Consider the following 26,291-nt stretch of genomic DNA (forward strand, 5'->3'; position numbering starts at 1 on the left):
CGATATAGCGTGTTAAAATTCAACAGTCCTTAAATTTATTATTTGGAGGTTTGTTATGGCTAATATGGATTATCCAGGACCTTGTCCCAGTTGCGTAGGTATTGACGGTTGTAGCACTGAAGAATCAAAACAGCAGGCTGTAAATCACTATTGCAAGGGCTTGGAAATGGAGCTCAATTCGTGGAAATCACGGCTGTATGACGTTCTGGTTGACGACAAGTCCGATAATCTCAAGGATCAGATCGTGCATCTCAAGTCGACCATGAAAGAACTGGAAGCTGTTGTAGAACAGATGAAAGATGTTTGCCCCACCAGTCTCGGTGAGCAGGAAAAAGTTATTTCCGGCAAGCTCGAAGATTTGCGTGTTCATTACACCAAGGCAATGGAAGTTCTGGCTCCCGGTTGGTTCGGTGGCTGATTTAAAGAAAATAGTCTTATATTTAAGGCCGGTTCCTGAGGGAGTCGGCCTTTATTATTTCTTCAGGAGTGATTCTTTCAACCAGCTTCTGTAGTACGATATTTGTTCTTCTGTGTGAAAAAAGTGTTCACCGCCTTCCATTACTTCCAAGTCGCAAGTGAACTTATCTTCAAAAGCTGAAATGGTTGCAAAGTCACACTGTTCGTCCTTTGAACCGTAAAGAATTGATGTGGGGGAATTCCATAAAATTATGGGGTTTTCTTTTACGTAACAGTAATAGTCCCAATAGAGAGTTTCTCCAATCGGGGTAGAGATTGTTTGTTCTTTTTCCAGCCTTTCTTCGGTTACGTCAAACCAGCTCATTAGCTTTGAGATGATCGACTCCATGTCTACAACAGGAGAAAGGAATAAGCTTTGTTTTATTACATCATCTTTATAAGCTAAGAGGCTGAAGTAAGCACCTATGCTGCATGCAAACAAACTGATTTTTTTTGAAATTGATTTTGAGAAATCCATTATGACTCTCAAATCCTGAACGCAGTTTTGAACTTTGCAAAGCCTAGTTTCTTCCTGACGGTCCCCGTGCTTAGGAAGATCAAAGCTTAAGACTTGATATCCTGACTTGGTGGCTTCTTCTGCAAGTACGGCAATTGAATTGTCCGTCTTACTTGCTTTGTTGCCATGTACAGCAATAATCAGATACTCGGATTCTTCACCCCAGAGGATTGCGGGTATGTTTTCTATGTTAATGTGTTTGATTTTCATCTTCAGATTTCCCGGAAAATTGTACAGGCTAATATAGTTCAAGAAGTGATGAAATTGTTTGTAAAATATTTCGTGTAAGAATTGCTTTGATTCTTCTTCGCGGGCTTGTCAACGCTCTGAGTTTTTTAGTGCGGAATGTTAATTAAAACATATGGGGCATGCGGATTTTTCTTCAATGGATATTTTGCGTAAGCAGCGCAATGAGCCGGCTTCATCTATGTTGTCGTTGGTTATGACTGTAACCGGGCTTTCCATTTGTTTCGAAACCTTTTTACCGTTTAGCAGCTCAATAGCTGAGCGTACCCCGAAGAAGCCCAGAGCATACGGCCTTTGAGTGATGAGGGCTTCGATTTGCTTGTTGCGAACCCCTTCAAGCAGTTTTTGATTGTAATCAAAGGCAATAAACGGAATGTGCGTTCCGTTGCGGTCCTGCATAACATGCAGGACTCCATCCGATGTGGCTTCGTTGGTTGTGAAGACCCCGGCAATACAGGGGGTGTTTTTCAAAATTTCTTCAGTGGATAGCCTTGTTTCCCGCTCGCTGCCGTCCAGCATATGGATGGTGATGATGGTGCGTCCCGGAGACAGGTCCTGCATTCTGTCGATGAATCCTTTCTCTCGCAAAGCGCATGAACCATTATCCGGAGAGTGCCCGACCACCAGAACCGGACCTGCGCTGTTTAGTCTGGAGGCCATCAGCTCCGCTCCCATTGCTCCTGCTTTGTAATTATCTGTAGAAATGAAGCAGTCTATGGAATCGGTTGTTACCGGAGAGTCTATGATTACGATTTTGATTCCTGCTTGTGCAGCTTTTTCAATATATGGATTCAGTATTTTGCGGTCCATGGGAGCCAGCACAATTGCATCAACTTTTTGGTCGATATAATATTCAAGAAGGTGCTGCTGTGCACTGGGTTTGTTTTCCACCCTTGATCCGCGCCAGATCAATTTTATGTCAGAATCTTCAACGGCTGCATGGGCGCCCATACAGACGATCCGCCAGAAATTAAAGATGGTTGCTTTAGGGATGGTAACAATTGTTTTTTGAGCATAACTTGCACAGGGAATACACAGTATGTATGCTGTCAATAGTGTGCAAGATATAAGTGTACACAAAAATTTATATTTTCTTGATATAGAGATGGATGTTGAATCTGCCATTATAACGTGAATTGTTTTTGGTGAAAGATCTTAATAATAAAAGCCTATATTTATTTTTGTTTTCCTGCAATTAGTTTGATAATGACAATATATTCTTGTGCCTTGGACATTGGAGGTCGGATGCGTAGTATTAAATGTTGCGTGCTGTTAATTATTTTGAGTGTTGTATTTTCATTTTCTGTTGCTTTCAGCGGGCAGGACGGATTGCCCGATGAGTTTTGCTATCTGGATAATATTCTTTCTGACGTAGTTTATGATGTCCGCTATTTCGGCAGTGATAATTTTGTAGGTGAATCCATTGATGGCTATGGGGCCGAGCGGATCATTCTGACTCGTGATGCAGCAACTGCGCTGGCGGGGGCGCAAAAGGATCTTGCTCCCTTCGGTTTAGGTTTGAAGATTTTTGATGGTTATCGCCCACAGGATGCTGTTCTTCATTTTGTGCGTTGGGCAGAGGATTTGAACGATATCCGCATGAAGCAGAAATATTATCCTGGTGTGCAGAAGGAAGATCTTTTTAGCGGTGGATATATTGCTGAAAAATCCAGCCATTCCCGTGGGTCAACTGTGGACTTGACCATAATTGATCTCAAGACCGGTCAGGAACTTGATATGGGTACAGGCTTCGATTATTTCGGACCTGAGTCTTGGCCGGAAAATAAGGATGAGAGTGTGCAGGTGCGCTCAAACCGTGCTTTATTGCGCGAAATAATGGTGCGTAACGGATTCAAGCCCTTGAAGGAAGAATGGTGGCATTTTACGCTTGAATTCGAGCCGTTTCCAGAAAACTATTTTAATTTTCCAATCAACTGAAAACATATGACAGTTTGATTAGAAGGCGCAGTCTGATTTGGCTGCGCCTTTTTGTTTTCTTTAATTGATTGACTATGGGCGATATGGTTATACTTTATTGGTAATAATTATTAATATGAGGGTAGGGTATGAAAACGCTGATGCCATATCTTTGTTTCATGGTCTTATTGTTTGCAGGGCAAGCATTTGCTGCTGAAAGCAAAGGGGAAATCAAGATGCAGAAAACTACAAATGCTTATGAGGTCGCAACTGTTGCCGGAGGATGTTTCTGGTGCGTTGAGTCTGATCTTGAGAAAGTTGACGGAGTCCTTGAAGTTGTGTCCGGCTATTCCGGCGGGCATGTTGATAATCCAACCTACGAACAGGTAAGTTCGGGTAATTCCGGGCATCTTGAAGTCGTACAGGTACGCTTTGATCCCGCCAAGGTCAGCTACGAAGAGATTTTGCGGGTTTTTATGAAGCATCATGATCCAACTGATCCGGGAGGCTCCTTCAATGATCGTGGAGAGCAGTACACTTCGGCCATCTTTTATCATAATGATGAGCAGAAAAAGATTGCTGCAGATGTTTTACTGGATATAGACGGTTCAGGTGTATTTGAACGTCCTCTTGCAACCAAGCTGATACCATTTGAAAAGTTTTATCGGGCCGAGGAATACCATCAGGATTACTACAAGAAGAACTCGGTTCGTTACAATTGGTATAGGTTCTTGTCCGGCAGAGATTCTTTCATCGAGGAGCATTGGAAGCAGGAAGAAGATAACACGCAACCGGTGCAGAAAATGGATGGTTACAAACGGCCTGACGATGCTAAATTGCGCGAAATCCTGACTCCGCTGCAATTCAAGGTGGTCCGCGAGGATGGAACAGAACCGGCTTTCAGTAACGAGTTCTGGGACAATCATCGGGAAGGAATATACGTAGATATTGTTTCCGGCGAGCCGCTTTTCAGTTCTCGTGATAAGTTTGATTCCGGCACAGGATGGCCCAGTTTTACCAAACCAATTGAAGGGCAGGGTGTTGTGGAGAAGAAAGACCGTTCTTTCTTTATGACCCGCATTGAGGTCCGTTCCCGCAAGGCGGATTCTCATCTTGGGCATGTCTTTGATGACGGACCACAGCCCACAGGTCTACGATATTGCATTAATTCCGCATCGTTGCGCTTCATTCCGCTTGAAGATCTCGAAAAGGAAGGCTACGGCGAGTACCGGAAGTTATTCAAGTAAGAAAGATCGGCCCGGAGCAGTTATGTTTCGGGCCGCTTGCTTTCTTGGAGCAGTGTGGTGTAGGTGTTTTAAAAAACTCCCGCACTGGACACAAATGCATGACTTTGCTTTCCATCATCATACCCAATTATAATTACGGATGTTTTGCCGATCGTTTTTTCGGTTCTCTGGCAGCGCAAACAATGTCGCTCCGTGATGTCGAGGTGATTTTTATTGATGACGGAAGCAGTGATAACTCCCTTGAACAGGCCCGAAAGTGGGCAGGTATTCTTGAGTGCAGCGATTTTAAAATTCTAACGCCGCCAAGGTCCGGCAGGCCTGGACCTGTTCGCAACCACGGTCTTGCACAGGCTGAGGGAAAGTATCTGCTCTGCTTTGACCCGGATGATGAAATGAGACCGGAATTTCTGGAAACATGCATCGGCCTGCTTGAATCCACCCCGAAGGTATCGGTAGTTTATTCAGATTACCATGAAGTTGGGCACAAAGAATCCTTCATTCGTATCCTGTCAGATTTTAACCCCAGCCATTTAAGGGATCAGAATACGGTGGCATCTGCTGCTGTTTATCGCCGGGAATTATGGGATGCCGGAGTCCGTTACCGCGACAACACCTCCTATGAAGACTGGGATTACTGGGTGCAATGCTTGATGGTTGGCGCAAAATTTAAGCATGTCGCGCAGTCTCTTTACATCCACCATGTTCATGAATCCAATTTTTCACTTCAGGCTGAAAAAGAGGATGGCGCGGCAAAGGCCCATATTGTTGTAAATAATCCCGGGTTTTTTCATAAGGCAGTGGTCGGCTGGGCCAATGACCATTTGCGTGGACGGGCTCATGCTCCTTCTTTTCAGCGCGGCTACATTCCAACTCCCGATGATCTGCAGAAACTTTCCAATATGATCAGGAAAGGCGAGATATCAAGTTAACTTACGGAGATTTTAATGCAGATTATCCTGACCGGTATTCTCGCTGCATTTTTTTTCAGCTCTACTTTTGTGCTTAACAGGGCCATGAGTCTGGATGGCGGACACTGGGTCTGGTCTGCAAGCCTGCGCTACTTCTGGATGCTGGCTTTGCTTTTCATCGGGCTTGGATTTTTTCGCCGTGAATTGCTGGTCCGTTCCTTTCAACTTTATCTGAAGCATTGGAAATTCTGGACTGTTGCCGGTGGAGTCGGCTTCGGAGTATTCTATGCCCTGATCACTTTCAGTGCCTCATACACTCCTGGATGGGTAGTCGCAGCCACATGGCAGACCACCATCCTCGCTACCCCGCTGGTCCTGCTTGGATTCGGCAAAAAGGTGCCTTTGCGTGCTTTACTGCTGACCTTGGTCATTTTTGCCGGGGTGTTGCTGGTCAATATCGAAAGTGTTGAGGATAGTTCATGGAATGCGGTTCTGCTAGGAGCTATCCCGGTTTTTGTTGCTGCTTTTGCCTATCCATTCGGAAATCAATTGGTCTGGGAGGCGCGTAACGGCGGCAGCGGCAGGATTCCGGCATTAGATGACCCGGCTATGGATGATCCTTTTTGCCGCGTACTGTTGCTGACTCTCGGCTCACTGCCGCTTTGGGCCGGATTAATTCTAGTGACACAGCCCCCACTTCCGCAAACAGGGCAGATTATAAATACCGCGCTTGTGGCGATCTTTTCCGGCATTGCCGCGACCAGCCTGTTTCTCTACGCCCGGCACAAAGCCCGGAACGCGGCAGAACTGGCCGCAGCAGATTGTACACAGTCAATGGAAGTGCTTTTTTCCTTGGCCGGAGAGGTCATATTGCTGCACGGAACATTGCCCGGGATGCTGGGGTGGGCCGGTATCGGCCTGACCATGCTCGGCTTGATGTTATATCTTCGGGTTCAAAATGTGCGTTAGCCTATCAATTCTTCTGCGCTGGCCATCTGCGCATAGAACATGCCCAGCGAAGCCATGAATCCGGCATGAACTTCCGTAGAGCCTACTTTTACACCATTGAATTCAAGGCTGGCCCCGCAGCATGCATCGTGTACAACCGTGCATATGTAGCCCATATCCGCAGCAGCGCGGGTGGTTGCGTCAACACACATGTTGCTCATCATTCCGACGATGACCAGTTCATTCACACCTAATCTTTTTAGTTCATCATCAAGGTTGGTTTCCCGGAAACTGTTCGGATAATTTTTATTGATGACAGTTTCGTTTCCCAGCGGTTTAACGCAGTCATGAATCTTTACACCTTCAGTTTCAGGCAAAAAGAAAAATGATCCTTCCCGCACTGAAATGTGTTGGATGTGGATTACAGGCTGTGCTGTTTTTCTGAAATGTTCGAGGACCTGCGCTGCCTTAGCTCCGGCTTGTTCGCTGTTGTCCAGCATGAACTTGCCGCCGGGAAAATAATCGTTCTGGATATCGATGATGATCAATGCTTTTTTACTCATTAGATTCTCCTTGTAGAAGTATTGCGTTCAAGTTGAGTACATGCTGACAGAATCGCATCAAAATCTAAGTGGCACTATTGACAATAAACATGCCGAAAACGACAATGGGTCATCATGAATATAGCAGTTCTTGCCTATGATAATTGTCTGGTCAGTGCGGTTGCCGGGGTGCTGGAAATTTTCAGTATCGCTAACAGTCTTGCAACTGACTCAGTTGGAGATAGATTTAGCGGCTTATCGATCTTGAGTCCTTATGGAGAATCCGTTTCAGGTTTTGTGGGGATTGCCTTGCAGGTCGCCGGGAGCGTTCAGGATACACGGCCGGATATTCTGGTCATTCCGCCGGTGTTCGGAGATGTTGAAATTTTGCTGGAAAATGAGCCGCTCATTAAGCGTATTGCTGAACTTGGAGAACAAGGGACAATTCTGGCTTCAGCCTGCGCCGGATCATTCCTCATGGCTCATGCCGGTTTGCTGGATGGAAAGCCAGCCACAACGCATTGGAAGTTGGCACCGGATTTTTCAGCCCGTTTTAAAGCCGTTGATTTGCAGCCCCGGCGTATGCTCATTGATGGGGGCGGTTATATTTGCGCCGGAGGGGCTATGGCGTGGCAGGATCTTGCCTTGCATATTGTGGCTCGTTTTATGGGGCGGGATATCTCATCCGCTTGCGCCAAGACATTGGTGATGGATTCTACCCGTGATGTCCAGACTCCGTATTTCATGTTCGAGAGCAAGTCTGTGGATGAAGGTTTCACGGATAAGGATATTCTGCGGGTGCAGGAATGGATGCAGGAAAATTATAGCTGTCCGGTAAATATAGCATTATTGGCTGAGCAGTCCGGTCTTGGTGAGCGTACTTTTTTGCGTCGTTTTAAAAGGGCCACGGGCATGACTCCAAATAACTATCTGCAACAATTGCGCATTGAGGCTGCACGCCACCTGCTTGAAGTCAGTAGTAAAGGCGTGGATGAGATTACAGTTCTGATCGGGTATGATAATCCTTCATCCTTTAGGCGTCTTTTTAAACGTATGACCGGCTTAAGTCCCCGCGAATACCGTAGTCGTTTCAGCCGTCTGGATTAAAATCAGGTACTATTGCCAAATAATGAGTATGAGTGTAATTTCTTGATATTGAAAACGGATTTCGTTATCTGTTTTGGTCCGTCCTAACTGTAACCATTATAAAGGATCACCAGATGATTAAGAAATTTTTTGCGCTTATTATGGTTTTTACGATATTTGTTCCCGCAGCAGCCTCAGCCCATTCTCTGTATATTCAGGCGGGACGTTATCATGTTTCCGAAGGTAAAAAGTCACCGCTGTTCTTCTGTTACGGACACCATGTCCCGGTAGATGACGCTGTGCGTATGAAAAAAATTAACCACATCACAGTGCAACAGCCTGACGGGAAATCATTCAATATTGAACTCCGGGACGAAAAATCGCTGCATGCCTACCTCGTCAATTACTCGATACCCGGAACATATGTACTGACCGCTGCCACAAATCCCGGCCATTTCACAACATGGCTGGATAAGAAGGGCCGGAAACGTCATTCCATTAAACCCATGAGCAGCGTGAAAGAGCGTGCTACTGAAATTGTTACCTCCCTGCGCAGTAGTCAGTGGACCAAAACTTATGTGGTCTGCGAGAATCCTTCAGCAGTATTTCCAGCCATTGTCGGAATGCCCATGGAACTGGTTCCGGCAAAGGATGTATCCATGCTTAGGAAGGGGGATATGCTTGAAATGCAGGTATATATGGACGGTAAGCCCTATCATGGGGAAGGCTACTGGGATGCCACATACAACGGATTCTCCACTCAAGCCGAGGATATGTATATTCAGCGTCAGCAGATTCATGACGGCAAAATCAAACTGCCGATTGATGTGAGCGGAAGATGGTTTGTGCGTTTCTTTACCAAGAAAGAACCGATGAAGGAAAGTTCTGATTTTATGCAGGAGAAAAAGACCACCACGCTGGTGTTTGAAGTTCCCAATGAGCGTAAAAGGCCTAAATTGGACAGCCATTAAAGTTTAAAAAAAGAGGGACCGTGACGGTCCCTCTTTCTATTTTGTCTCTGGTTCCCTGTTTCTTCGGAGAGTATCAAAATCTTTCTTCATATACGGCTTACCTGCGGATGAAGTTCCCAATTTTTCTCGTTCCATATCGAGTTCGCGCTTTTTCGTATAGAGGAAGCGGACCAGATCATACTCAAACGGAGAACCTGTCTGGTAGTAGCGAAATGGTACGTTGGCGCGCAAGTTGAGGCCACGAATTGTGGATTCTCCGATACCGATGGCGGTGCGGCCTTCTTTGACACCGGCAAGATCATAGACCCAGTTCATTTCGTACCAAAGCAGGGCAAAGTCACCCAGCGATCCACCTGTGTCCCGTATACTTGAAGGACCGACAATAGGCAGGACAACATACGGTCCCGGTGGGACTCCCCAGACACCTAACGTGTCAGCAAATCCTGTCTCTTTTGCTTTCAAATCCCACATGGTGGCCACGTCAAATATTCCAAGCAGCCCCACTGATGAATTGATTACAAATCGGGAAAAGGCCCGTGCGGTTTTGCCGCCGTTAAATTGCAGGATGCCGTTAGTGAAAGATTTTACTTCATTCAGGTTGTTGACCGCATTGGTTACCCCTTCGCGGACCGGAGAAGGGACTACAGTGGTGTAAACATCTACTGCCGGAATATAGATCGCACGGTCGAAACGGGCGTTGAAGGAGTATATCTGACGGTTCATGGAATCCCATGGATCGTATACTTCAAGAAAGTCGAGGTCTGCGTCCTTTGTTTGTGGCTGTCCTGCCCGAGGAGCATGAGAGACCGGGGCTATAAAGCCTTGAGGTTTAAGATTTAGCGAAGGATCATTTTTGCTGATTGTGGCGCAACCCTGCAACAGGAGGCAAAGCAGAATGAAGCTGAGTAATTTTTTTATCATTTGATCAGCTCCTGCGCTTTCAGGGCATAAGGCTTAAACATCATGTTTCCGCAATGTCCGCCACGAGGAAAGAGAATCGCACGGTCCCCGAATGTGTCTCGCAGGAAATCTACATCCGCACTGTCCAGAATGATGTCATCTTCATTGCCGAGAACGAAAATTTTATCTGATTTGCTCAGGTAATCTTTGATACTTGTAAGATCGCAGTTTCTTACCAGCTCTCCCTTGGTTGTGCCGGGGGTCAGGAATTGCAGGTAGGGAAGCAGATATTCATCAACGTAATCCTCAAAAGTGATTGCCGCCGAAACTCTGGTGTAGGGCATGAGATTATCGCCTACGCCGAGATGTTTGTTGACCGGGACGATATAGCCGGCATTGAGGCATACATCGGAACTGAATATCATGCTTGCTGAGGACATTCTGAAGGCTGCGGCGATGATGGCCCGCATATCCATGTCCGAAAAGTTTATGTGCTGCGAAAGGGCGTAAAGGAAGTTATCATCAAGGTCGACAATGTCGGATTGAACGTAGATTTCGGAGAAAGCTTCGATAAGTTCGTCAATGACCTGCCGGGGAGTTTTGTTGCCGAGGTTTTCCGGGCTTAGCCATGAATCAAAGCGCAGGGCTGAAGTGTACAGGCTGACCGGAGGGTTGAGCATCAATACCCGGCGGAAAAGGAAATCCCTGCGCTCTTCGTCCAGCTTGGCAAGGAAGGCCGAGTGCATGGCTCCGAGGCTGTATCCGGTGATGCTGTAGCTTCTTATTTTGTGGTCATCTTCAAGGTCGGCTTTGATCCATTTCATGGCCCGGTAAAGGTCATCTACATCATGGGGTACGTATCCGGGAGCACCGTATTTGGAAAAACTGACCACGAAATTCATATGTGTCGGTGATGAAAGGCCTACTACATGGAAGCCTGCTTCATAGAACAATTGGGTCAGGAAACGCATTTTGGTGGAGTCATGTTCCGATCCGGTTCCGGCGATGATGAAGAGCAGTGGAGCTTCTCCTTCCTGCATGGCCGTGGTGTAATAAAATTTTTCATTATACCAGAAAATGTCCGGAATCCTACGTCCTTCAATGAGTATTTCGCATTCGTAAGGTTTAGTAGGTTCCTTCAGTTTGTACATTAAGTCAGGAGGTGTGCCGAAGATAGTAGCTCTATATGGATCATCTATGGGGAATTGTAATGTTTCGGCGGCCACGGGATTTATCTTGCACAGCAAAGGAAGCATTAATGCAAAAATTAATAATAAAATATGTTTTCCCGGCCCCATAAATACTTTTTTCATGCTTTGTTTGTAGCAATAGTCAATGGTATTGTAAATTCATGGTTGACAAAAAACTGTTTAGTAGCTAAACACTTTTATTATGAAAGACGCTAAAGAAATAATACCGCACATGCGTGAGCTTGGCAGGGTTCTGGTTAAGTTCAATATGGTCGAGCGGCAGGCATTTGATTTCGGGGTTGGGATTAAACTTTACCCATCTGAAATACATACTCTTTCCGCTATTGATACTCTTGGTGGATGCGGAATTACTGATCTTGCCCGCGAATCAGGAGTGACCAAGGGCGCCACATCACAACTGGTCAGCAAGCTGGTTAAAAAGGGATTGATGCTTAAAGAAACTGATCCCCAAAATGGTTCCAAGGTTATATTGCGCCTAACAGATCTTGGGAAAAAGGCCAGTGACAACCACTATAAATATCACTTGGACCATGACAGCGAGTTCATAGATTACCTGCGATCCATGTCTGAAGAGGAGCTTGAGATGTTTGACGATATCTGTAGCAAGATGAACGATTGGATGGACAGCTACTTGAAGTAAAATTTTTTAGCTTAAGTGTTTAGCAACTAAACCCTTTTGGAGGATGTCATGAACTATCCCAGACCCGAACAGGATTTCTCTCCTGTGCACAGCCTTATCATCCGCAGTGTGTCATCACAGGTTGTGATGGAAGCGGTGAATTTCAAGCTTTTTGATACGCTCGAAATGAAGCCTGCCAGCCTGAAAGAATTGGCTGATTATTTTGAATTCGATGAAATGAAGCTCGGTTCCCTGCTGGATCTGCTTGAGTCCTATGATCTGGTCCGAAAGCATGACGGGCATTATTCCAATACATATTTAGCGACGGAATATCTGGTCAGTACTTCTCCTTTGTATCAGGGATTGGCTATGGGGCTGACTATGGATTTTTGTACTGGAGTCATCCGGGATATGGGGGAGTTGCTGAAAGGGAATAAAAGCCAGCGTGATGATAGTGATAAAAAATGGGCCGCCACGGATGCCATGGAAGGAACAGCACAGGAATCCCTTAGCGGAGGTCTGCATGCAACGGTCGATGCGATCAGCCAGTTACCCGGATTTGATGACTTCAGGCTTATGGGCGATCTCGGCGGGAATCACGGGAATTATACCATGTCTGTAATTGCCCGTAACCCTCACTTGAACGGAGTCATTCTCGACTTGCCTCATGTGGTTCCTCTGGCTGAGCAACGTTGCCGTGATAATGGTTTCGGAGATCGGGTGAAGGGAGTGGCCGTTGATATGCGCGAGGAAGAACTACCTTTGTTGGATTTTGACCTGATCTTCGCTTCCCATGTACTCTATGCCTGCCGTGGTAATTTGAAACCTGTACTGGAAAAGGTGGCCAGATCCTTGCGTTCCGGCGGCTGGTTCTGCGCCAATCATTACGCTAAAACAGGCAGTCCCATGTCCACCCAGACCATCGCCTCGCTTGAAGTGATAACAACTTTTGCGGGGTATTTTTCGCACTTTATTGAACCGGATATTCTGGAAAGGGAGTTGAAAGAGTGCGGATTTGGTAATTTTCGTAGAACTTGGAGTGATTCCGGCAAGGGCATCATTCTGGTTTCGGCTCAGAAAATATAAATAAATGAGGCCCGGTCTTCATTTGAGAGCGGGCCTCTTTTTTAGTCTTCCATTTCGACCAGCATGCGCGGTTCGGGCAGGTATTCAATAAGCCACTTGGTCCATTGTTCCGGCTTGATCAATTCCATTATCTTCTGGGCGATTTCATGTCCTTCGAACGGCTCTTTGAAATCGTCTAAAACAACAGCTCCTTTGAAAGTAGGGCAGAAGTCTCCTTTATTATATGTTTCAATAGTGAAATCGAACATATCAATGAGAAACCCATCCAAGTTCCCTTTAGCCACCCAGTCGAAAATTATTTCATAGCCCGGTTTGGCATGACGCGAAAATCCGTAGACCTCGGCAACTTTGTCTATGCCTCTGTCTTCATCTCCCATATGGAAATTTTCAGAAGTAACTTCCACATGCGGTTCAAGGGAGATCATTTCCAGTGCGAGATCCTGAAATTGTTTTAAGGTAAGGACTTTATTCATTTGTGGACCTTATAATGAATTCCGCTGCATCAAGCAGGTCATCGGCAATATAATCAGCTTTGCCCACGCATTTGGGCTCTTCTTTCAAACCTTTTCCGGTGCGTACCAGAATAGATTTGGCTTTGCGGGCCATACCCAGTTCCACGTCGCAAAGTTTGTCTCCGATCACGTAGCTTTCTTCAGGATTTATACCGAACTCCGATATGGCCTGATCAAACATTCCGGGAGCTGGTTTACGGCAGTCGCAGTCCTGATCCGGTGCATGAGGGCAGAAGTATATTGCCTTGAATTCAACGCCGTATTCGGCCAGCAATTCAGCCATACGTTCATTAACCGCATGCATATCCGTTTCAGAGTAGTAGCCGCGCCCGATGCCTGACTGGTTGGTGGTAACGAGCAGTTTATATCCGGCATCCTGCATGGCTTTCAAGCCTTCTACTGCTTTGGAGCATAATTCCACCCCTTCAGGATCGCAAAGATAATGCTTGTCTTCTATAATGGTCCCGTCACGGTCCAGCAAAATGTATTTCATAGCATGGCCTCACTAAAAAAGGAGAACTGAAACGACAGTCCTCCTTGATATTTTATAGTCAGCTTATTCGCGCTAAAAGCTAAGCTTACTTAAAGGTTTTGAGATTCTTAAACCCTTTTGCAGAAGGGTTAAGGCGCACGGCAGGGTCCCCGAAGGGCCGCCGGAGGCATCCCTAAACCATTTTTTTCTGGGCGAATTTGAGCATCTTTTCTGCTTCGGCAAAGTTGGGGTTGATGGAAAGTGCTTTTTGGGCAGCTTTGGCCATCCGGTCCCACTTCTTCCAGTCATAGTAGAGGCGACCGGTGTTGAAGTAGAGATACTCATCTTTTTTGTTGATTTTGAGTGCTCTGAGGTAATATTTTTCAGCGGCTTCAAAATCTTTCATCTTGCGCAAAACGATTCCGATACGGTTGTAAAGGAATATCGCATTAGGATCGTTTTTTAGTGCATCTTCCAGATATTCAAGAGCTTCGTTGTAAAGTCCTGACTTGATGAACTTATCGGCAATTTCAGCCCGGAGCTCTGTGTCATCCTTGAATTCCTTGATCAAAGCATTGAAGAGTTTTTGAGCTTCAGAAACGTTGTTCTCTTCAATTAGAGCCTGACCTTTATCCAGTTGTTCCCTTTTACGCTTTTCCATGGCAGCCAAGAGCTGCTGGGCGCCTGCGCTTACGTTCTTCTGCAGCTCCTGCAGGATTTCCCGTAAAGTCTCAAGCAACGCTTTTTCTCCACCGGGAGCGTAGTTGATGATCAGCGGATAATCTTCCCTGAGTTTTTTATCGCTGTTGAGGATGTGTACAGTGCTGTCGAGCAGCTCTTGAAACTCCTCACGCTCAGCTTTCATCAAGCCGCCTTTGAGCATGATCAGTACTGCATCATAAGCAGCCTGAACAGCAGGCATGGCTTTCTGCTGTTTGAGCAGGGAAGGTATGGTTGCCAGTTTTTTTCTGGCGTTGGTCAGTTCACCGGACATATTTGTCTCCGACGTAGGTATTTAGCGCAGTTTATTTACCGGTGGCTTCTTTTACCAGATTACGGAATCTGGCGAAGAAGTAGCAGCTGTCATGCGGACCGGGAGCTGCTTCCGGGTGAAACTGGATGGCGATGATCGGCTTGGTTTTATGAGCAAAGCCTTCCAGAGTTTCATCGTTAAGGTTCTTGTGTGTGATTTTAAGATCGGAACAGTCGGAAATGTCAACGCAAAACCCGTGGTTTTGGGAAGAAATTTCAATTTTTTTGCTTTCCATGTCCATAACAGGGTGGTTACAGCCATGGTGACCGAACTTCAATTTGAAGGCCTTGCCGCCGAGAGCCTGTCCAAGAATCTGGTGTCCGAGGCAAATTCCCGCTACAGGCAGGTCTTCGCAATAGGATTTGGCATTCTTGACCGCCTGATCGAGAACTGCCGGGTCACCGGGACCGTTGGAAAGGAAAATTGCATCAGGCTTGAGTGCTCTGACCTGTTCTTCACTGTAATGGGAAGGAACGGAAAGAACTTCGAAACCCTGTTCATCCAGCAGACGCAGGATGTTCCATTTCACACCGTAGTCAACGAGTACAAGGCGGGGGCCTTTGTCACTCCATTTGTAACCGTCAGAAACATCAACCGGAGCGGGCTTGCCGTCCTGCCATGCGTAGCAGGTTTCGGAAGTTACTGTGTCAGCAAGGTTCTGGCCTTCCATGGTGGGAAGCTGCTTTGCTTTTGCTACCAGTTTCTCCGGATCAAGTTCTTCAGTAGAAATAATGCCGCGCATGGCGCCGTTAATACGCAGATGGCGGGTAAGGGCGCGGGTGTCGATGCCTTCAATGCCCATAACACCTGCTTCTTTGAGGTATTCAGGCAGGGACATCACAGAGCGCCAGTTGGAAGGATGCTTGCAGCATTCTTTGACGATAAAGGCGGCAACATGGATTTTTGCGGATTCGATATCTTCTTTGGTAATGCCGTAGTTGCCGATAAGCGGATAGGTCATGCAGACCATCTGTCCGGTGTAGGAGGGGTCGGTGAGGACTTCCTGATATCCGGTCATGCCGGTATTGAAGATGGCTTCGCCGCCGGACTCGCCGGGGCCGGTAAAGGAAGTTCCTTCGAAATAGGTGCCGTCTTCAAGTGCCAGAATGGCTTTCATATTTTCTCCCTCTCAAGAATCTTAATGGCTGTATCCAAGTCTTCTGGACGGTCCACTCCGTGGCAGGAGTGTTCAGTAATGGTGACATGGATGGGTATTCCGTTTTCCAGCAGTCGGAGCTGTTCCAGCCGCTCTCTTTTTTCAAGAGGCGAAACATCCGTGCCGGCAAAGGTTTCAAGGGCTTCCATGCGGAAACCGTAAAGGCCGATATGTAGAAGGTAATCCCCGTCACCCTGATGGGAAAATGGAATGGGTGAGCGGGAAAAGTATAACGCCCGGCCATCTTTTGCAAGTGCTACTTTCACCCGGTCCGGACTTTGGGCTTCGTCCGCACTTATGGGCGAGGCCAGCGTTGTGACTCTTACGCCATCTTTTGCAAAAGGTGAAACCAGCTCAGAGATCATGGCCGGTTCAAGGCATGGTTCATCGCCCTGAATGTTGACCACAACCGAATCTGAAGGAAGGTCCAGTTTGCGGGCCGCTTCGAGTACGCGGTCGGTGCCGCTGGTGTGGTCGGATCTGGTCATGACAGCCGGGACACCGTGTTTTCCCGCAGCTTCCATGATGATTTCACTATCAGTGGCAAGGACCACTTTGTCCATCTCCGGGCACTTTGAGGCACGGTTCCAGACATGCCAGAACATAGGCTTTCCGCAGATATCCGCAAGGGGCTTACCGGGAAACCGGCTCGAATCGTAACGGGCCGGGATGATGCCATAGCATCCGTAAACTATACTCATTTATTTAAATATTCCTTTTGATAGCCTCGCAGGCAGCAACGGTTCCACCTCGCATATCTTCGAGGTATTTCTCAAAATCTTTTTTGACCTTTTCAGGCTTGAAAGCCCGTTTGCTGATGTCGAGAAGTCCTTGCAGAACTCCTTCCCAATCCTGCTCCTGACGGGCCAGTTTCTTTTCGAAAATTTCTTCACCGATCCATGTGAAGTTGGACCAGTAAGGGCCGATCACCGGGGTTACACCGTGGGTGAGCGGTTCAAGGAAATTCTGTCCGCCGACCGGAGCCAGTGAACCGCCGATGAAAGCTGCGCGTGCAAGGGAGAAAGCGGACTGCATCTCGCCGAATACATCCCAGAGAACAACATGTCCGAAAGGTACGGTATTATCTATTTCAGAGCGCAATACCCAAGGCAGACCCGCATCTTCAAGCATCTTTTTCCATGCATCAATGCGGTGCATGTGGCGTGGGAAAAGTCCGATCACAGTCTTGGGACGTTCTTTTTTCAAGCCTTCTGCAAGTTTAAGTACTTGAGATTCCTCTTCCTTGCGTACTGACCCGAGAATGATGAACGGGGTTTTGGGGCGAAAGATGGAAGAAAGCGGGTTGGCTGTGTACGGAACTGCTGCAGCCGTCCCGGTGCTGTCGAATTTGACGTTAGGCATGGTTGAGACTTTTTCGATCTCAAAAAGGGTCCTGAAACGGGTGGCATCGTCTTCGGAAATAGCGAGGATTTCTTCCGGAGCCACGGACCTGAAGAATTCGGGCAGTGCCATGTATCCGGCAAGGCTCTTGGTGGTCATGCGGCCGTTGATGATGATTACCTTTACACCAAGGTCTTTGCAGGCGGAAAGGAAACCGGGCCAGATCTCGGTTTCGATGAGCACCACAAGCTTCGGGCAGACAGCTTCAAGGGCCTTGCGGGCGATCTCGGGGCTGTCGAACGGGAAATAGGTTGCGGATGCGGAAACATTTCGCGGATTAGGATTCAGACGGTAAGCTGTGCGCTCAAGCTCAGAGAGCCCCTGCTCGGTATTTGTGGTCAGCAGGAATTTTGTAGGGCTGCTCATGGAAATATTTCCCATAATTCGGGAGGCTATCTTGGCTTCCCCGGCTGAAGCGGCTTGAATCCAGACATCCGCACGCGGCGGCAGGCTGTGTTTGAGGGTTCGGCGATCGAAGCCATCTTTCAGTCTGTCGTTCTTCTTGAGAAAGGGGATGGCGGCTTTCCAGCCGAGGCCGTAGAGAAATGATGCAGCTTTAAGTTTGAGCGATACTGACATGTGTTGATCCTGACGTTTCCGTTCCGTTTGAAAAAAAGTTACTTCCGCTTGCGCTGTCCCAGTTCAATGAGCTTTGCAATCAGTTCATTGAATGAATAACCCGCTTCTTTTGCGGCCTGCGGGACAAGACTTGTCGGAGTCATGCCGGGAAGTGTGTTTACTTCCAGCAGGTAGGGCACTCCTTCAGAAATTATAAAATCAGCCCTGCTGTAATCGGTCAGGCCCAGTAATTTGTGGGCTTTGGCCGTGATCTGCTGAATTTGTTCAGTCAGAACCGGATCGATGGGGGCGGGGCATATCTCTTCCGCCCCGTCAAGGGCGTATTTGCTATGATAGTCAAAGAATTCGGCATTCTCAGGAGGATTGATCAGGATCAGCGGCATAGGCTCGCCGTCAAGGATACCGCAGGTCACCTCAATACCTTTGGTGTACTCCTCAACAAGGGCACTGTCGCCCAGACTGAAAACTGTTTCGATTCCTTTTTCCAGTTCCGCTGCTGTGCGGGCAAAGGTCATGCCGAGGCTGGAACCGCCGGAGTTTGGTTTAATGAAAACCGGAGGTTCAAGGTCCTGCAAGCCTTTGCATCCGTCTGCGGCACAGACCAGCTCCCATTTGGGAGTCAGGATACCGTGATGATCGAAGACAGTTTTGGTTGCAGCTTTGTTCAGGGTCAGGAAAGAGCTTTCAGGTTCAGCGCCCTGATACGGGCAGTTAACCTGATTGAGCATGGCCTGAATCAGGCCGTCTTCTCCCGGCGAACCGTGGAGGTTGATAAAAGCGAAATCAGCATGTTCAGCCAAGAGCAGGATATTCTTGAAGTCTTTTGCAGGATCAACGAATTCTACATCGTGACCAAGTTCGAGAAGAGCCTGTTCAATGCCTTTTGCGCCGCTAAGGGATACTTCCCTTTCCTCAGACCAGCCGCCCGCAATCAAGAGAACATGCATTTAGATCAACTCCGATAAGTTTGCCGAGCCGCTCTTCAAGGATGAGAGCCTGCTCGTATGTTTTGTGAATTCTTTGTTTGATTTTTTCGGTCTTGCCGTAGCGGACCTTCAAATCACTGAATCTTTTTTCAAGCGTAGTAAATGAGTCATGCATTACGCGTTTATCAGCGTAACTTATGACTAACGGAAGGAAATATTTTTCAGCATCAGGCTCAAAGGGCCAGAAGACATGGTGTAGTACGCCCATGGATATTACCGGGTTCCCGGTCAATTGCATGACCCATGCTGCACCGAGCTGGCTGTGGTTGCCGCCGTGGTGGATGCAGTAACTTTTGGCAATGTCATGCAAGAGTGCGGAAGCCTGAATAGTCGGGATGTCGATCTCTACGCCGGATTCCCGGGCAAGAGTTGAGGTCTGAACCGCTACCTTGGCTACAAGCATACTGTGAGCTTTGATGTTCTCCAGCATACTGTAATCATCCCACCATGCCATGCATCGCTCTGCGGACGGAACAGATAATAACGGGTCTATTTTTACCGGCGGTGGGGGAGTAAGAGAAGACTCCATTGGCGGGTATCCGGGGGTCGGTTTGTCCGGTGATTTTATCAAGTTGATTTTATTCATAGAAAATAGTCGTAACCATTTATGGGCAGAAACTTCCCTTTGTTACCATTTTGCTCAGAAAAAGGCAAAGCCCCGAATATAGTAAATCCGGGGCTTTGCCTCAGACGCTTTAAATCGTCTGGCATAACAAAATATGAACCTATCTGTTCAATGAAAATCGTTTTGAAATTCCTGTCTTTTATTCAGGTACATCTTCCTGAAGCAACGGGTCGGAAAGAAGTTCCATTATTCTTGCCATGTTGAAATCATGGGCACCGTCAATGGCGCCTTCATGGGCGCTGGCTTCAACAGTCTGTTCCAAAAGCTGGTCAGGGTTTTCCTGTGCCGCATTAAGACCGGACCTGATGTTGCTGGAAACTGAGTCCAGTTTCTGCTCACGGGTCACAGTGGCAGGAGCAGCCTGACCGGGATGTTCATTTCTGTGAGTGGGATTTGCTGATTTGTTAACAAAACTGATTTCCATTTTAGTTCCTCCTGATTTTATGCAAATCATTTAAGCAGGAAGTGTTCCTGTAGTAAAAAAATATTTATTTTTAGTGTGTTATTTGTTTTTGAGGGGATAAAAATTCCGTTTCTTCCATTTTGGTGATGAAAAGAAATGTAAAGAATTTCCCCTTTTGGGCTAAGAAGGAATTAAGTTTGAAACAGGGATTTAGCCGGATTACATATCTGTGGAGGAGGAATTTGCACATTTTTGTGTGAAATATGCAAACTCGCACAATATTTTTCTTGAATTTTTCTTGCCAAGGTTTTAATTGGCACTGTGGGTGAGTGAGAAATTTTCCTCGAAATTGGATTTCGGGAAATTCACTATATCCTGTTGTTAAAGCGCAGGACGCTTTTACGATTAATTTTTAGGAGGTTTTACATGGCAATCGTTGAATTTCAGGGAAAAAGCTTTGACGTAGACGAAGATGGTTTCCTGCTCAAGTTCGAAGACTGGTGCCCCGAGTGGGTTGATTTCTGTAAAGAAAGCGAAGGCATCAAAGATCTGAACGAAGAGCACCAGAAAGTTATCGACTTCTTGCAGGACTACTACAAGAAGAACGGTATCGCACCCATGGTCCGCATCCTTTCCAAGGTTACCGGATTCAAACTTAAGCACATTTATGAGCTGTTCCCCTCCGGTCCCGGTAAGGGAGCTTGTAAAATGGCTGGTCTGCCCAAGCCTACCGGCTGCGTATAGTTTATAAGTTAATCAGTTTGTGAATTGTGAAGCAGTCGCGGTGATTGCTTCACAGCGAGTCCAAAGTCAGAAAAACCCCGGGGATCGGCTCCGGGGTTTTTTTTTGTACCACATATCAGGCACTGTTTAGACTGAATGACTGTGCTGTGAGATAATTAACATCAGCGCGAAATCTTTCCAATCAACCTATCCACATCCATGTAATCCGAAAATTTATACCAAGGATTATCAAGCTTAACGGCAGTTTCAATTTTACCGCTCACATCACCTTTCTGGAATTTTCTCATCATAAGAGCTTCATCGGCACGTTCGTCAAAGGCGGCAAAGAAATCTATTTGCGCTTGAGTCAACTGATCGTAATTTTGAGAATTGAAAACTTTGCTTGCCTGTTCAGCTTCAACTTCCGCGGCATAGCCTATGGATAGCTTCTGCTTTGAAGAAATAAGTTTGGTGCAGATGCGGATCGCTGTATACACAGGTAAGGTTGCGAAGCCGCTTTTGCCCGAATTCGGCTGGACAAGGAAAGTACGGCAGTAATAGCGGTCTCCGGCAATTTCCCGGGTATAGACACCGGTGTTCGGTAATTTTGCTCCCGGAACTTTTTTGGGCTGTAACTCCCAGTCCTGCCTTACGTTGATCAGTTCAACCCATGCTCCCCGTGCACCGTCCCGGTCAGAGTAGTAATAGCTGTGCACATTTACGGCGTTCTTGCTTGTCTTGTATTCTCCCCAATATTCCAACCCATTGAATTCAATGGTCAGGGATGGTGACTTGGTGGAATAAAATCCATACTTGCCGGGTATTTTACGGGCTGCGGTACATCCGGCAAGGATCAGCGTTGCCAGCAGTAAAAGTAATGCGAGAATTATTTTCATAGTTCTGCTCCGGCTCCGGTTTCAGGTTGCGTTCTATATACTATTCAAGTCTTCCAAGATGGTCTTAGCTGTGCGCGCGGCTACGCCCGGTTCGCCGATCATCTCGCGTAATTCTTTTAAATCAGCCCTTACTTTTTGAGCAGATTCAGGAGTGCTTACCCACTGGCGGATTTGCTTATAGAAGTTCTCCGCAGTGGCGTTCTCCAGCAGGTATTCCGGCAGGATAAGTTTGTCCGGGATGATGTTTGCAAGGCTGACATATTTAATATTGAGTATCTTTTTTGCCAGAAATCCGCTCAGTGCGGACATCTTATAGGCCACCAGAGTCGGGGTGCCGATGAGTGCGCATTCCAGAGTGGCTGTGCCGGAAGCAGCCATGATCGCATTGGCGTTGCGCATCAGGCGGTATCTGTTTTCCGGTTGGTTGATGGTTACCGGAATATGGTCGGGCCAGAAGTTACGCAGTTTTTCTTCTTTGACTCCCGGCGCGCGGGCAATGGAAAATTTCAGCTGCGGGAAATCCTTGGAGAGACGTTCCGCTGCAACAGCAAATTCCGGGAGCAGTGATGAAATTTCCTTGCTGCGACTGCCCGGAAGAATCCCGATCAGGTTCGGGTCGGGATCAATTGCATCCAGCTCATCAAGCGGCATGAGGTCCAGCAGGGGATGGCCGACGTACTGGGCATCAACCCCGCGGTCTTTGAAAAATTGTTGTTCAAAGGGCAGAATGCACAAAATCTTGCGTACATGCTTTTGCAGAAATTTGGCCCGTCCCTGTCGCCATGCCCATATTTGCGGGGTGATGTAGTAGTAAACGGGGATATCCAGTTTACGGGCAATCTTGACCAGTCTGAAGTTAAAGTCCGGGCAGTCAATAAGGATTATTGCTTTGGGGCGCTCAGCTTTGAGGATGTCTCCGATCTGTCCGAAAAGCCTGAGCAGACGGGGCAGTTTGGGCAGGACTTCGGTCAGTCCAACCAGTGAAATCAACTGCATGGGGTAGCGGATATCGCAGCCCGCTTTTTCCATTGCCGACCCGCCCATCCCCATTACTCTCAGGCCGGAGTCGCGCTCCATGAGTTCTTTTGCGAGTCTTGCTCCGTGCATATCACCGGAAGCTTCTCCCGCGTTAATCCAGATGCTGTTATTTTTAATGGTCATTATTTGTTCTCGTAAATGTGGTTTAAAGTCGGACAATACGTATGCAGTCATGAAAAAGCAACGGTGCATGGTCATTTCCGAGAGTTGTTATATTTTGGTGATAGTTGTAGTTTATAAGGGGAACCGCTTGCAATTATGGAGAAAATAGTGTTATGGGCCAGTATAGTGTGAGAAAGTTTTATGTATTTCATCTAAATTAAGGAGTTCTCGATGGCTCAAAAGAACGTAAAGAACATGATGGGTGTTCTGTCCGGGGTTTTTGTACATACCGGTCACCTCTCTAAAGAAGAAGCCATGCAGATGGCAGGCATGGACGAAGCAGAGTTCAAGACTGTTTACGACAAAGCTGCAAATGTGGTTAAAAAGTTGGAAAGCTACGACACCGCAGCTGAAAAATATGACAAATTTTCAGAGCACCTTTGGGAAGAGCTTCAGGAATACGTGAAGAAGTTCGGTCCTTTTGGCGTTTAGTACTTTTCTTGTCCAACGTAAAAAGGGGAGATCTGTTGATCTCCCCTTTTTTTATACTAAATACCAATTCCAGAACGGATCGGCGTAGAGGATGGTCAGCATGGACCCCAGCGCCAGAAACGGTCCGAACGGAATCATTGACCCGTATTCCTGATCCTTATCGACTACCATCATGACCACTCCGGATACTAGGCCGGTAAAGGCGGATACCGTAATAACCAGCGGCAGGTTCTGCGGTCCCGCTAAGGCGCCGATCATGAACATTATCTTAACATCCCCAAGGCCCAGTCCTTCAACTCCCTTTAAACCACGGTAAAGCAGCCTCAGGGACCAGAACAGGCCACCTCCTATACCCGCGCCAAGCAATGCTCCTTCCCAGCCTATGGGGGTAAGCATGGCTGCACAGGGAATGGCGGCAATGGATCCGGGGATAGTTATGATATCGGGCAGGATGAATGTTCGCAGGTCAATGAAAGAAGCCACGATCATCAACCCGCCGAAAAACATATATACCAGCCACTGCGCCGAAGGGCCGAAAGTAAGCATGAGCAACACCGCCCATGCAACGGATACAAGCTCAATTACAGCATACATCGGGCTGATTTGTTGTTTACAGGATGAACATTTACCACGCAGCAGCAGGTAGCTGATGAGCGGAATGTTTTCATACCAGCTGATGGTGTGCCCGCATTTCGGGCATGTAGAGCGGCGCGGATTGGTCAGGGTTTGACCGTTAATGTAGCGGAAAACAGCACAGCCATAAAAACTGCCTAAAACCGCACCGATAATAGCAGCTGCAGCTATAGGAAAAATATTTATTGAAATTAGATGCATGTTGACCTTGGATAACTTGAAGATTTAGGGTGTCCCTGCAAAACAATTGCGTCTGACTTATTTAGTAAAAAAAGTGGATACGACACTTAAGATAATTGAACAAGCTTTCTACGGAGACATAAAATGGGCGGCAAATATAGATTCATACCGGAATTGAGTGCACAGGAACTTGCTGATAAACAGCTGGAAGGATTGAAATGGACCGTAGCGCATACCGCTGCAAACAGCCCTTTTTATCAGGCTCAGTACAAAGATCAGGGAGTTGAAGTCAGCGATATCAAGTCTCTTGATGATTTGCAGAAACTTCCTTTCACCACTGCCGACCATCTTAAGGAAGGTTATCCGTTGCCGCTGCTTTCCGTCCCCGAAGAGGATGTTGTGCGTATCCACGGTTCAAGCGGAACCACCGGGAAGCGCAAGATTCTTTCTTACACCCGCAAGGACATTGAAACATGGAAAAACATGTTTGCCCGCTGTTACGAACTTGCCGGACTTACCACTCTTGATCGCGTGCAGGTCTGCGTAGGCTATGGCCTTTGGACTGCCGGGGCCGGATTCCAGCTCGGATCGGAACACTTCGGAGCCATGACCCTGCCTGTGGGACCGGGGATGCTTGAGATTCAGCTCCAGATTCTGGAAGACCTCGGTGCTACCTGCCTGTGTTCTACTGCTTCCATGGCCCTGCTGCTGGGTGAGGAAGCCCAGAAGGCCGGAATAGTTGAACGGCTTAAGCTCAAACGTTGCATCTTCGGCGGCGAAGCCTGCTCAGCTAAGATGCGCGAGCAGTTCGAAGAGGCTCTCGGTCTTGAATCAAGCCATGATATTTCCGGTATGACCGAACTTTACGGTCCGGGTGCAGGGATCGAATGTAATGCCCATGAGGGCCTTCATTACTGGGGAGATGAGTACATCGCTGAAATCATCGATCCGGTCACCCTAAAGCCCGTACCTGACGGTGAAGTTGGCGAACTGGTCGTCACCACTCTGAACAAGGAGGCTTCTCCTCTGGTCCGTTACCGCACCCGTGACCTGACCCGGATCATTCCCGGTGAATGCTCCTGCGGCTGTTCCATGCCTCGTCATGATACCATTTCCGGAAGAAGTGACGATATGTTCATTTTTCGCGGGGTCAATATTTATCCCGGTCAGATCGCTTCCGTACTGGAATCTTTTCCCGAAGCAAGTTCTGAATACCAGATTTATCTGGAACGCCGGGAAGGACTGGATCACATGTCCGTCCGTGTTGAGCGTAAGCCCGAAGCGTCCGAGGTCAATGATGCAAATCTCGCAAAGGCCATATGCGATGAGATCAGGAAATTCATTCTTGTGCGCGCCAATGTGGAAATACTCAAGCCCGGATTATTGCCCAGAAGTTTTGCCAAGACCAAGCGTGTTTTTGACGAACGCGGATAGAAAGCAAAAGGGGATGTCATTCGGCATCCCCTTTTTTTTATTTTAAACCTTCATAAATTTTATCGAGATTATCTGAGAAGAATACCAGCAGTCGTAGCTTCGGAGGCAGGTGCTGTCCGTCAGCAGTGAGCAGTGTGTCTAGAATAACTGGCTGTGCACCGTTGGTTACAATGACTTCAAATATTTTGCCTTGCGGTGCACGGTTGCAGATAACCGCTTTGATTCCATTATCGCGTATAGACTTTTCAAGAGCCGCAATATCCTCATCGTCCCAGTCAATCTGTTGTTTTAAAAAACGGTCCAGCACCTCAATTCCGAATTCAGAAAAAAGGTAGTCAAAATCTTGGGTCAGGCTGATCACTTCTGTTGATTCAAGATCAATTAATTTTGCTTCGTACTTAGTACGCAGCTTGAATAAATTTCGTTTGAATGCTTTGAGATTACTATCTATCTGAGTTGCCTGATCCGGATACAGGGCCATGAGGTCTTTTGCGATAAAGTCCGCCATCTTGGTCAGGTTTGCCGGGGAACGCCAGATAAATGGCGAAATCTTGCCGCTTTTATTCTCCTTGATCAATTTGACCCCGGCCTGCGTTTTATCAACCGGTGCTGAGCTGTCGATTTCCACAATACGGACATTTGCCCTTCTAGCGTAAGGGTACAGATCATCGTGCTTCCATATGGAACGGATGGTCACGCAGGCGACAGCATTCACAGACTGTTCAGTGAAGTTCTTAGCGTGTTTCTTAAAGTATCGGGCATGTGCATTCATGGAATAGGTCGCGGGAACTGTCAGGATCGTTTGTATCCCGGTATCGACAGTTAATGTTTGGGTAAGCAGGTTTGTTGCCTCAAGCGAGGTGAGTATTACCATGCCAGAAGTTTGATGATTGGCAGTTGGTTGTTTGGCACATCCCAAAAGGATGAGCAGCAAAATTAAGATAAGCACTTTTTTCATGTTGAAATCCTTTG

Annotated in this window: 30 protein-coding genes; 12 read left to right on the plus strand and 18 right to left on the minus strand. The window is 47.2% G+C overall.

Going from position 1 to position 26,291, the window contains the following annotated elements:
- The first annotated feature begins 55 nt into the window (after positions 1 to 55).
- Positions 56 to 418: a hypothetical protein gene (locus ACNI23_RS00215; RefSeq protein WP_420245978.1), complete on the plus strand. Its 363-nt coding sequence runs from the start codon at positions 56 to 58 to the stop codon at positions 416 to 418.
- Between the two features lie 54 nt (positions 419 to 472).
- Here ACNI23_RS00215 and ACNI23_RS00220 read toward each other — a convergent pair whose 3' ends face one another.
- Positions 473 to 1,183, minus strand: coding sequence for an alpha/beta hydrolase (locus ACNI23_RS00220; protein ID WP_420245980.1), 711 nt, complete (start codon positions 1,181 to 1,183; stop codon positions 473 to 475).
- A 138-nt stretch (positions 1,184 to 1,321) separates the two neighbouring features.
- The gene (locus ACNI23_RS00225) at positions 1,322 to 2,344 is read right to left on the minus strand and encodes an ABC transporter substrate-binding protein (protein WP_420245981.1); all 1,023 of its coding nucleotides are present in this window, start codon (positions 2,342 to 2,344) and stop codon (positions 1,322 to 1,324) included.
- Positions 2,345 to 2,464: 120 nt separating this feature from the next.
- Between ACNI23_RS00225 and ACNI23_RS00230 the strand changes: the two genes are divergently transcribed.
- The 4 genes from ACNI23_RS00230 to ACNI23_RS00245 all read left to right on the plus strand — a co-directional run bounded on the left by ACNI23_RS00230 (position 2,465) and on the right by ACNI23_RS00245 (position 6,260).
- The gene (locus ACNI23_RS00230; protein ID WP_420245983.1) at positions 2,465 to 3,157 is read left to right on the plus strand and encodes a M15 family metallopeptidase; all 693 of its coding nucleotides are present in this window, start codon (positions 2,465 to 2,467) and stop codon (positions 3,155 to 3,157) included.
- 128 nt (positions 3,158 to 3,285) lie between these two features.
- Positions 3,286 to 4,383: a peptide-methionine (R)-S-oxide reductase MsrB gene (gene msrB / locus ACNI23_RS00235; RefSeq protein WP_420245985.1), complete on the plus strand. Its 1,098-nt coding sequence runs from the start codon at positions 3,286 to 3,288 to the stop codon at positions 4,381 to 4,383.
- A 98-nt stretch (positions 4,384 to 4,481) separates the two neighbouring features.
- Positions 4,482 to 5,312, plus strand: coding sequence for a glycosyltransferase family 2 protein (locus tag ACNI23_RS00240; protein WP_420245987.1), 831 nt, complete (start codon positions 4,482 to 4,484; stop codon positions 5,310 to 5,312).
- A 15-nt stretch (positions 5,313 to 5,327) separates the two neighbouring features.
- Complete coding sequence (locus ACNI23_RS00245; protein WP_420245988.1) at positions 5,328 to 6,260, plus strand: DMT family transporter; 933 nt, start codon at positions 5,328 to 5,330, stop codon at positions 6,258 to 6,260.
- Here the strand turns inward: ACNI23_RS00245 and ACNI23_RS00250 are convergent.
- Positions 6,257 to 6,802 carry a cysteine hydrolase family protein gene (locus ACNI23_RS00250; protein ID WP_420245989.1) on the minus strand — a complete coding sequence of 182 codons (546 nt, stop codon included), beginning with the start codon at positions 6,800 to 6,802 and terminating at the stop codon, positions 6,257 to 6,259. The genes ACNI23_RS00245 and ACNI23_RS00250 overlap by 4 nt on opposite strands.
- A 114-nt stretch (positions 6,803 to 6,916) precedes the next feature.
- Between ACNI23_RS00250 and ACNI23_RS00255 the strand changes: the two genes are divergently transcribed.
- Positions 6,917 to 7,888, plus strand: a complete 972-nt coding sequence (locus ACNI23_RS00255) for a GlxA family transcriptional regulator (RefSeq protein ID WP_420245991.1) — start codon at positions 6,917 to 6,919, stop codon at positions 7,886 to 7,888.
- 113 nt (positions 7,889 to 8,001) lie between these two features.
- Positions 8,002 to 8,838 (plus strand): DUF4198 domain-containing protein, encoded by an 837-nt coding sequence (locus ACNI23_RS00260; protein WP_420245992.1) that lies wholly within the window; start codon positions 8,002 to 8,004, stop codon positions 8,836 to 8,838.
- A 36-nt stretch (positions 8,839 to 8,874) separates the two neighbouring features.
- Here ACNI23_RS00260 and ACNI23_RS00265 read toward each other — a convergent pair whose 3' ends face one another.
- Together ACNI23_RS00265 and ACNI23_RS00270 are read right to left on the minus strand one after the other, a co-directional pair.
- A complete protein-coding gene (locus tag ACNI23_RS00265) occupies positions 8,875 to 9,759 on the minus strand; it encodes an MlaA family lipoprotein (protein ID WP_420245993.1) in 885 nt (294 codons plus the stop codon).
- Positions 9,756 to 10,964 (minus strand): alpha/beta fold hydrolase, encoded by a 1,209-nt coding sequence (locus tag ACNI23_RS00270; protein WP_420245994.1) that lies wholly within the window; start codon positions 10,962 to 10,964, stop codon positions 9,756 to 9,758. Before ACNI23_RS00270 ends, ACNI23_RS00265 begins: the two co-directional genes overlap by 4 nt.
- Before the next feature lie 166 nt (positions 10,965 to 11,130).
- Between ACNI23_RS00270 and ACNI23_RS00275 the strand changes: the two genes are divergently transcribed.
- Together ACNI23_RS00275 and ACNI23_RS00280 are read left to right on the plus strand one after the other, a co-directional pair.
- Positions 11,131 to 11,589 carry a MarR family winged helix-turn-helix transcriptional regulator gene (locus tag ACNI23_RS00275; RefSeq protein ID WP_420245995.1) on the plus strand — a complete coding sequence of 153 codons (459 nt, stop codon included), beginning with the start codon at positions 11,131 to 11,133 and terminating at the stop codon, positions 11,587 to 11,589.
- Positions 11,590 to 11,637: 48 nt separating this feature from the next.
- Positions 11,638 to 12,654 (plus strand): methyltransferase, encoded by a 1,017-nt coding sequence (locus ACNI23_RS00280; protein WP_420245996.1) that lies wholly within the window; start codon positions 11,638 to 11,640, stop codon positions 12,652 to 12,654.
- Positions 12,655 to 12,695: 41 nt separating this feature from the next.
- Here ACNI23_RS00280 and ACNI23_RS00285 read toward each other — a convergent pair whose 3' ends face one another.
- The 9 genes from ACNI23_RS00285 to ACNI23_RS00325 form a co-directional block, all read right to left on the minus strand.
- On the minus strand, positions 12,696 to 13,127 hold the full coding sequence (locus ACNI23_RS00285) for a hypothetical protein (protein ID WP_420245997.1): 432 nt from the start codon (positions 13,125 to 13,127) through the stop codon (positions 12,696 to 12,698).
- Entirely contained in the window at positions 13,120 to 13,659 is a 540-nt protein-coding gene (gene gmhB / locus ACNI23_RS00290; protein ID WP_420245998.1) for a D-glycero-beta-D-manno-heptose 1,7-bisphosphate 7-phosphatase, read from the minus strand. The genes ACNI23_RS00285 and gmhB overlap by 8 nt, the downstream gene beginning before the upstream one ends.
- Positions 13,660 to 13,831: 172 nt before the next feature.
- On the minus strand, positions 13,832 to 14,632 hold the full coding sequence (locus ACNI23_RS00295; RefSeq protein WP_420246000.1) for a tetratricopeptide repeat protein: 801 nt from the start codon (positions 14,630 to 14,632) through the stop codon (positions 13,832 to 13,834).
- A 31-nt stretch (positions 14,633 to 14,663) separates the two neighbouring features.
- A complete protein-coding gene (gene carA / locus ACNI23_RS00300) occupies positions 14,664 to 15,788 on the minus strand; it encodes a glutamine-hydrolyzing carbamoyl-phosphate synthase small subunit (RefSeq protein WP_420246002.1) in 1,125 nt (374 codons plus the stop codon).
- Positions 15,785 to 16,528 carry a 3-deoxy-manno-octulosonate cytidylyltransferase gene (gene kdsB / locus ACNI23_RS00305; protein ID WP_420246003.1) on the minus strand — a complete coding sequence of 248 codons (744 nt, stop codon included), beginning with the start codon at positions 16,526 to 16,528 and terminating at the stop codon, positions 15,785 to 15,787. Before kdsB ends, carA begins: the two co-directional genes overlap by 4 nt.
- A 4-nt stretch (positions 16,529 to 16,532) precedes the next feature.
- Positions 16,533 to 17,807 (minus strand): 3-deoxy-D-manno-octulosonic acid transferase, encoded by a 1,275-nt coding sequence (locus ACNI23_RS00310; RefSeq protein ID WP_420246005.1) that lies wholly within the window; start codon positions 17,805 to 17,807, stop codon positions 16,533 to 16,535.
- A gap of 38 nt (positions 17,808 to 17,845) precedes the next feature.
- Positions 17,846 to 18,754 carry a D-alanine--D-alanine ligase family protein gene (locus tag ACNI23_RS00315; protein ID WP_420246007.1) on the minus strand — a complete coding sequence of 303 codons (909 nt, stop codon included), beginning with the start codon at positions 18,752 to 18,754 and terminating at the stop codon, positions 17,846 to 17,848.
- Complete coding sequence (locus tag ACNI23_RS00320; protein ID WP_420246009.1) at positions 18,720 to 19,379, minus strand: HD domain-containing protein; 660 nt, start codon at positions 19,377 to 19,379, stop codon at positions 18,720 to 18,722. The genes ACNI23_RS00315 and ACNI23_RS00320 overlap by 35 nt, the downstream gene beginning before the upstream one ends.
- Before the next feature lie 178 nt (positions 19,380 to 19,557).
- Entirely contained in the window at positions 19,558 to 19,842 is a 285-nt protein-coding gene (locus tag ACNI23_RS00325) for a hypothetical protein (protein WP_420246011.1), read from the minus strand.
- A 405-nt stretch (positions 19,843 to 20,247) separates the two neighbouring features.
- Between ACNI23_RS00325 and ACNI23_RS00330 the strand changes: the two genes are divergently transcribed.
- A complete protein-coding gene (locus tag ACNI23_RS00330; RefSeq protein ID WP_015850868.1) occupies positions 20,248 to 20,565 on the plus strand; it encodes a TusE/DsrC/DsvC family sulfur relay protein in 318 nt (105 codons plus the stop codon).
- A 161-nt stretch (positions 20,566 to 20,726) separates the two neighbouring features.
- Here ACNI23_RS00330 and ACNI23_RS00335 read toward each other — a convergent pair whose 3' ends face one another.
- On the minus strand, positions 20,727 to 21,440 hold the full coding sequence (locus tag ACNI23_RS00335) for a hypothetical protein (protein WP_420246013.1): 714 nt from the start codon (positions 21,438 to 21,440) through the stop codon (positions 20,727 to 20,729).
- 33 nt (positions 21,441 to 21,473) lie between these two features.
- On the minus strand, positions 21,474 to 22,601 hold the full coding sequence (gene lpxB / locus ACNI23_RS00340; protein ID WP_420246014.1) for a lipid-A-disaccharide synthase: 1,128 nt from the start codon (positions 22,599 to 22,601) through the stop codon (positions 21,474 to 21,476).
- Positions 22,602 to 22,811: 210 nt separating this feature from the next.
- Between lpxB and ACNI23_RS00345 the strand changes: the two genes are divergently transcribed.
- Entirely contained in the window at positions 22,812 to 23,072 is a 261-nt protein-coding gene (locus ACNI23_RS00345) for a hypothetical protein (protein ID WP_420246016.1), read from the plus strand.
- A gap of 51 nt (positions 23,073 to 23,123) precedes the next feature.
- On the opposite strand, the gene ACNI23_RS00350 is transcribed toward ACNI23_RS00345, so the two are convergent.
- A complete protein-coding gene (locus ACNI23_RS00350; RefSeq protein WP_420246017.1) occupies positions 23,124 to 23,906 on the minus strand; it encodes a prepilin peptidase in 783 nt (260 codons plus the stop codon).
- A gap of 123 nt (positions 23,907 to 24,029) precedes the next feature.
- Between ACNI23_RS00350 and ACNI23_RS00355 the strand changes: the two genes are divergently transcribed.
- Positions 24,030 to 25,319: a phenylacetate--CoA ligase family protein gene (locus tag ACNI23_RS00355; protein WP_420246019.1), complete on the plus strand. Its 1,290-nt coding sequence runs from the start codon at positions 24,030 to 24,032 to the stop codon at positions 25,317 to 25,319.
- A gap of 37 nt (positions 25,320 to 25,356) precedes the next feature.
- On the opposite strand, the gene ACNI23_RS00360 is transcribed toward ACNI23_RS00355, so the two are convergent.
- Positions 25,357 to 26,277, minus strand: coding sequence for a metal ABC transporter substrate-binding protein (locus ACNI23_RS00360; RefSeq protein ID WP_420246021.1), 921 nt, complete (start codon positions 26,275 to 26,277; stop codon positions 25,357 to 25,359).
- Between the last annotated feature and the right edge of the window lie 14 nt (positions 26,278 to 26,291).

The sequence above is a fragment of the Maridesulfovibrio pacificus (SeqCode) genome (assembly GCF_048612815.1).
Lineage (GTDB): Bacteria > Desulfobacterota > Desulfovibrionia > Desulfovibrionales > Desulfovibrionaceae > Maridesulfovibrio > Maridesulfovibrio pacificus.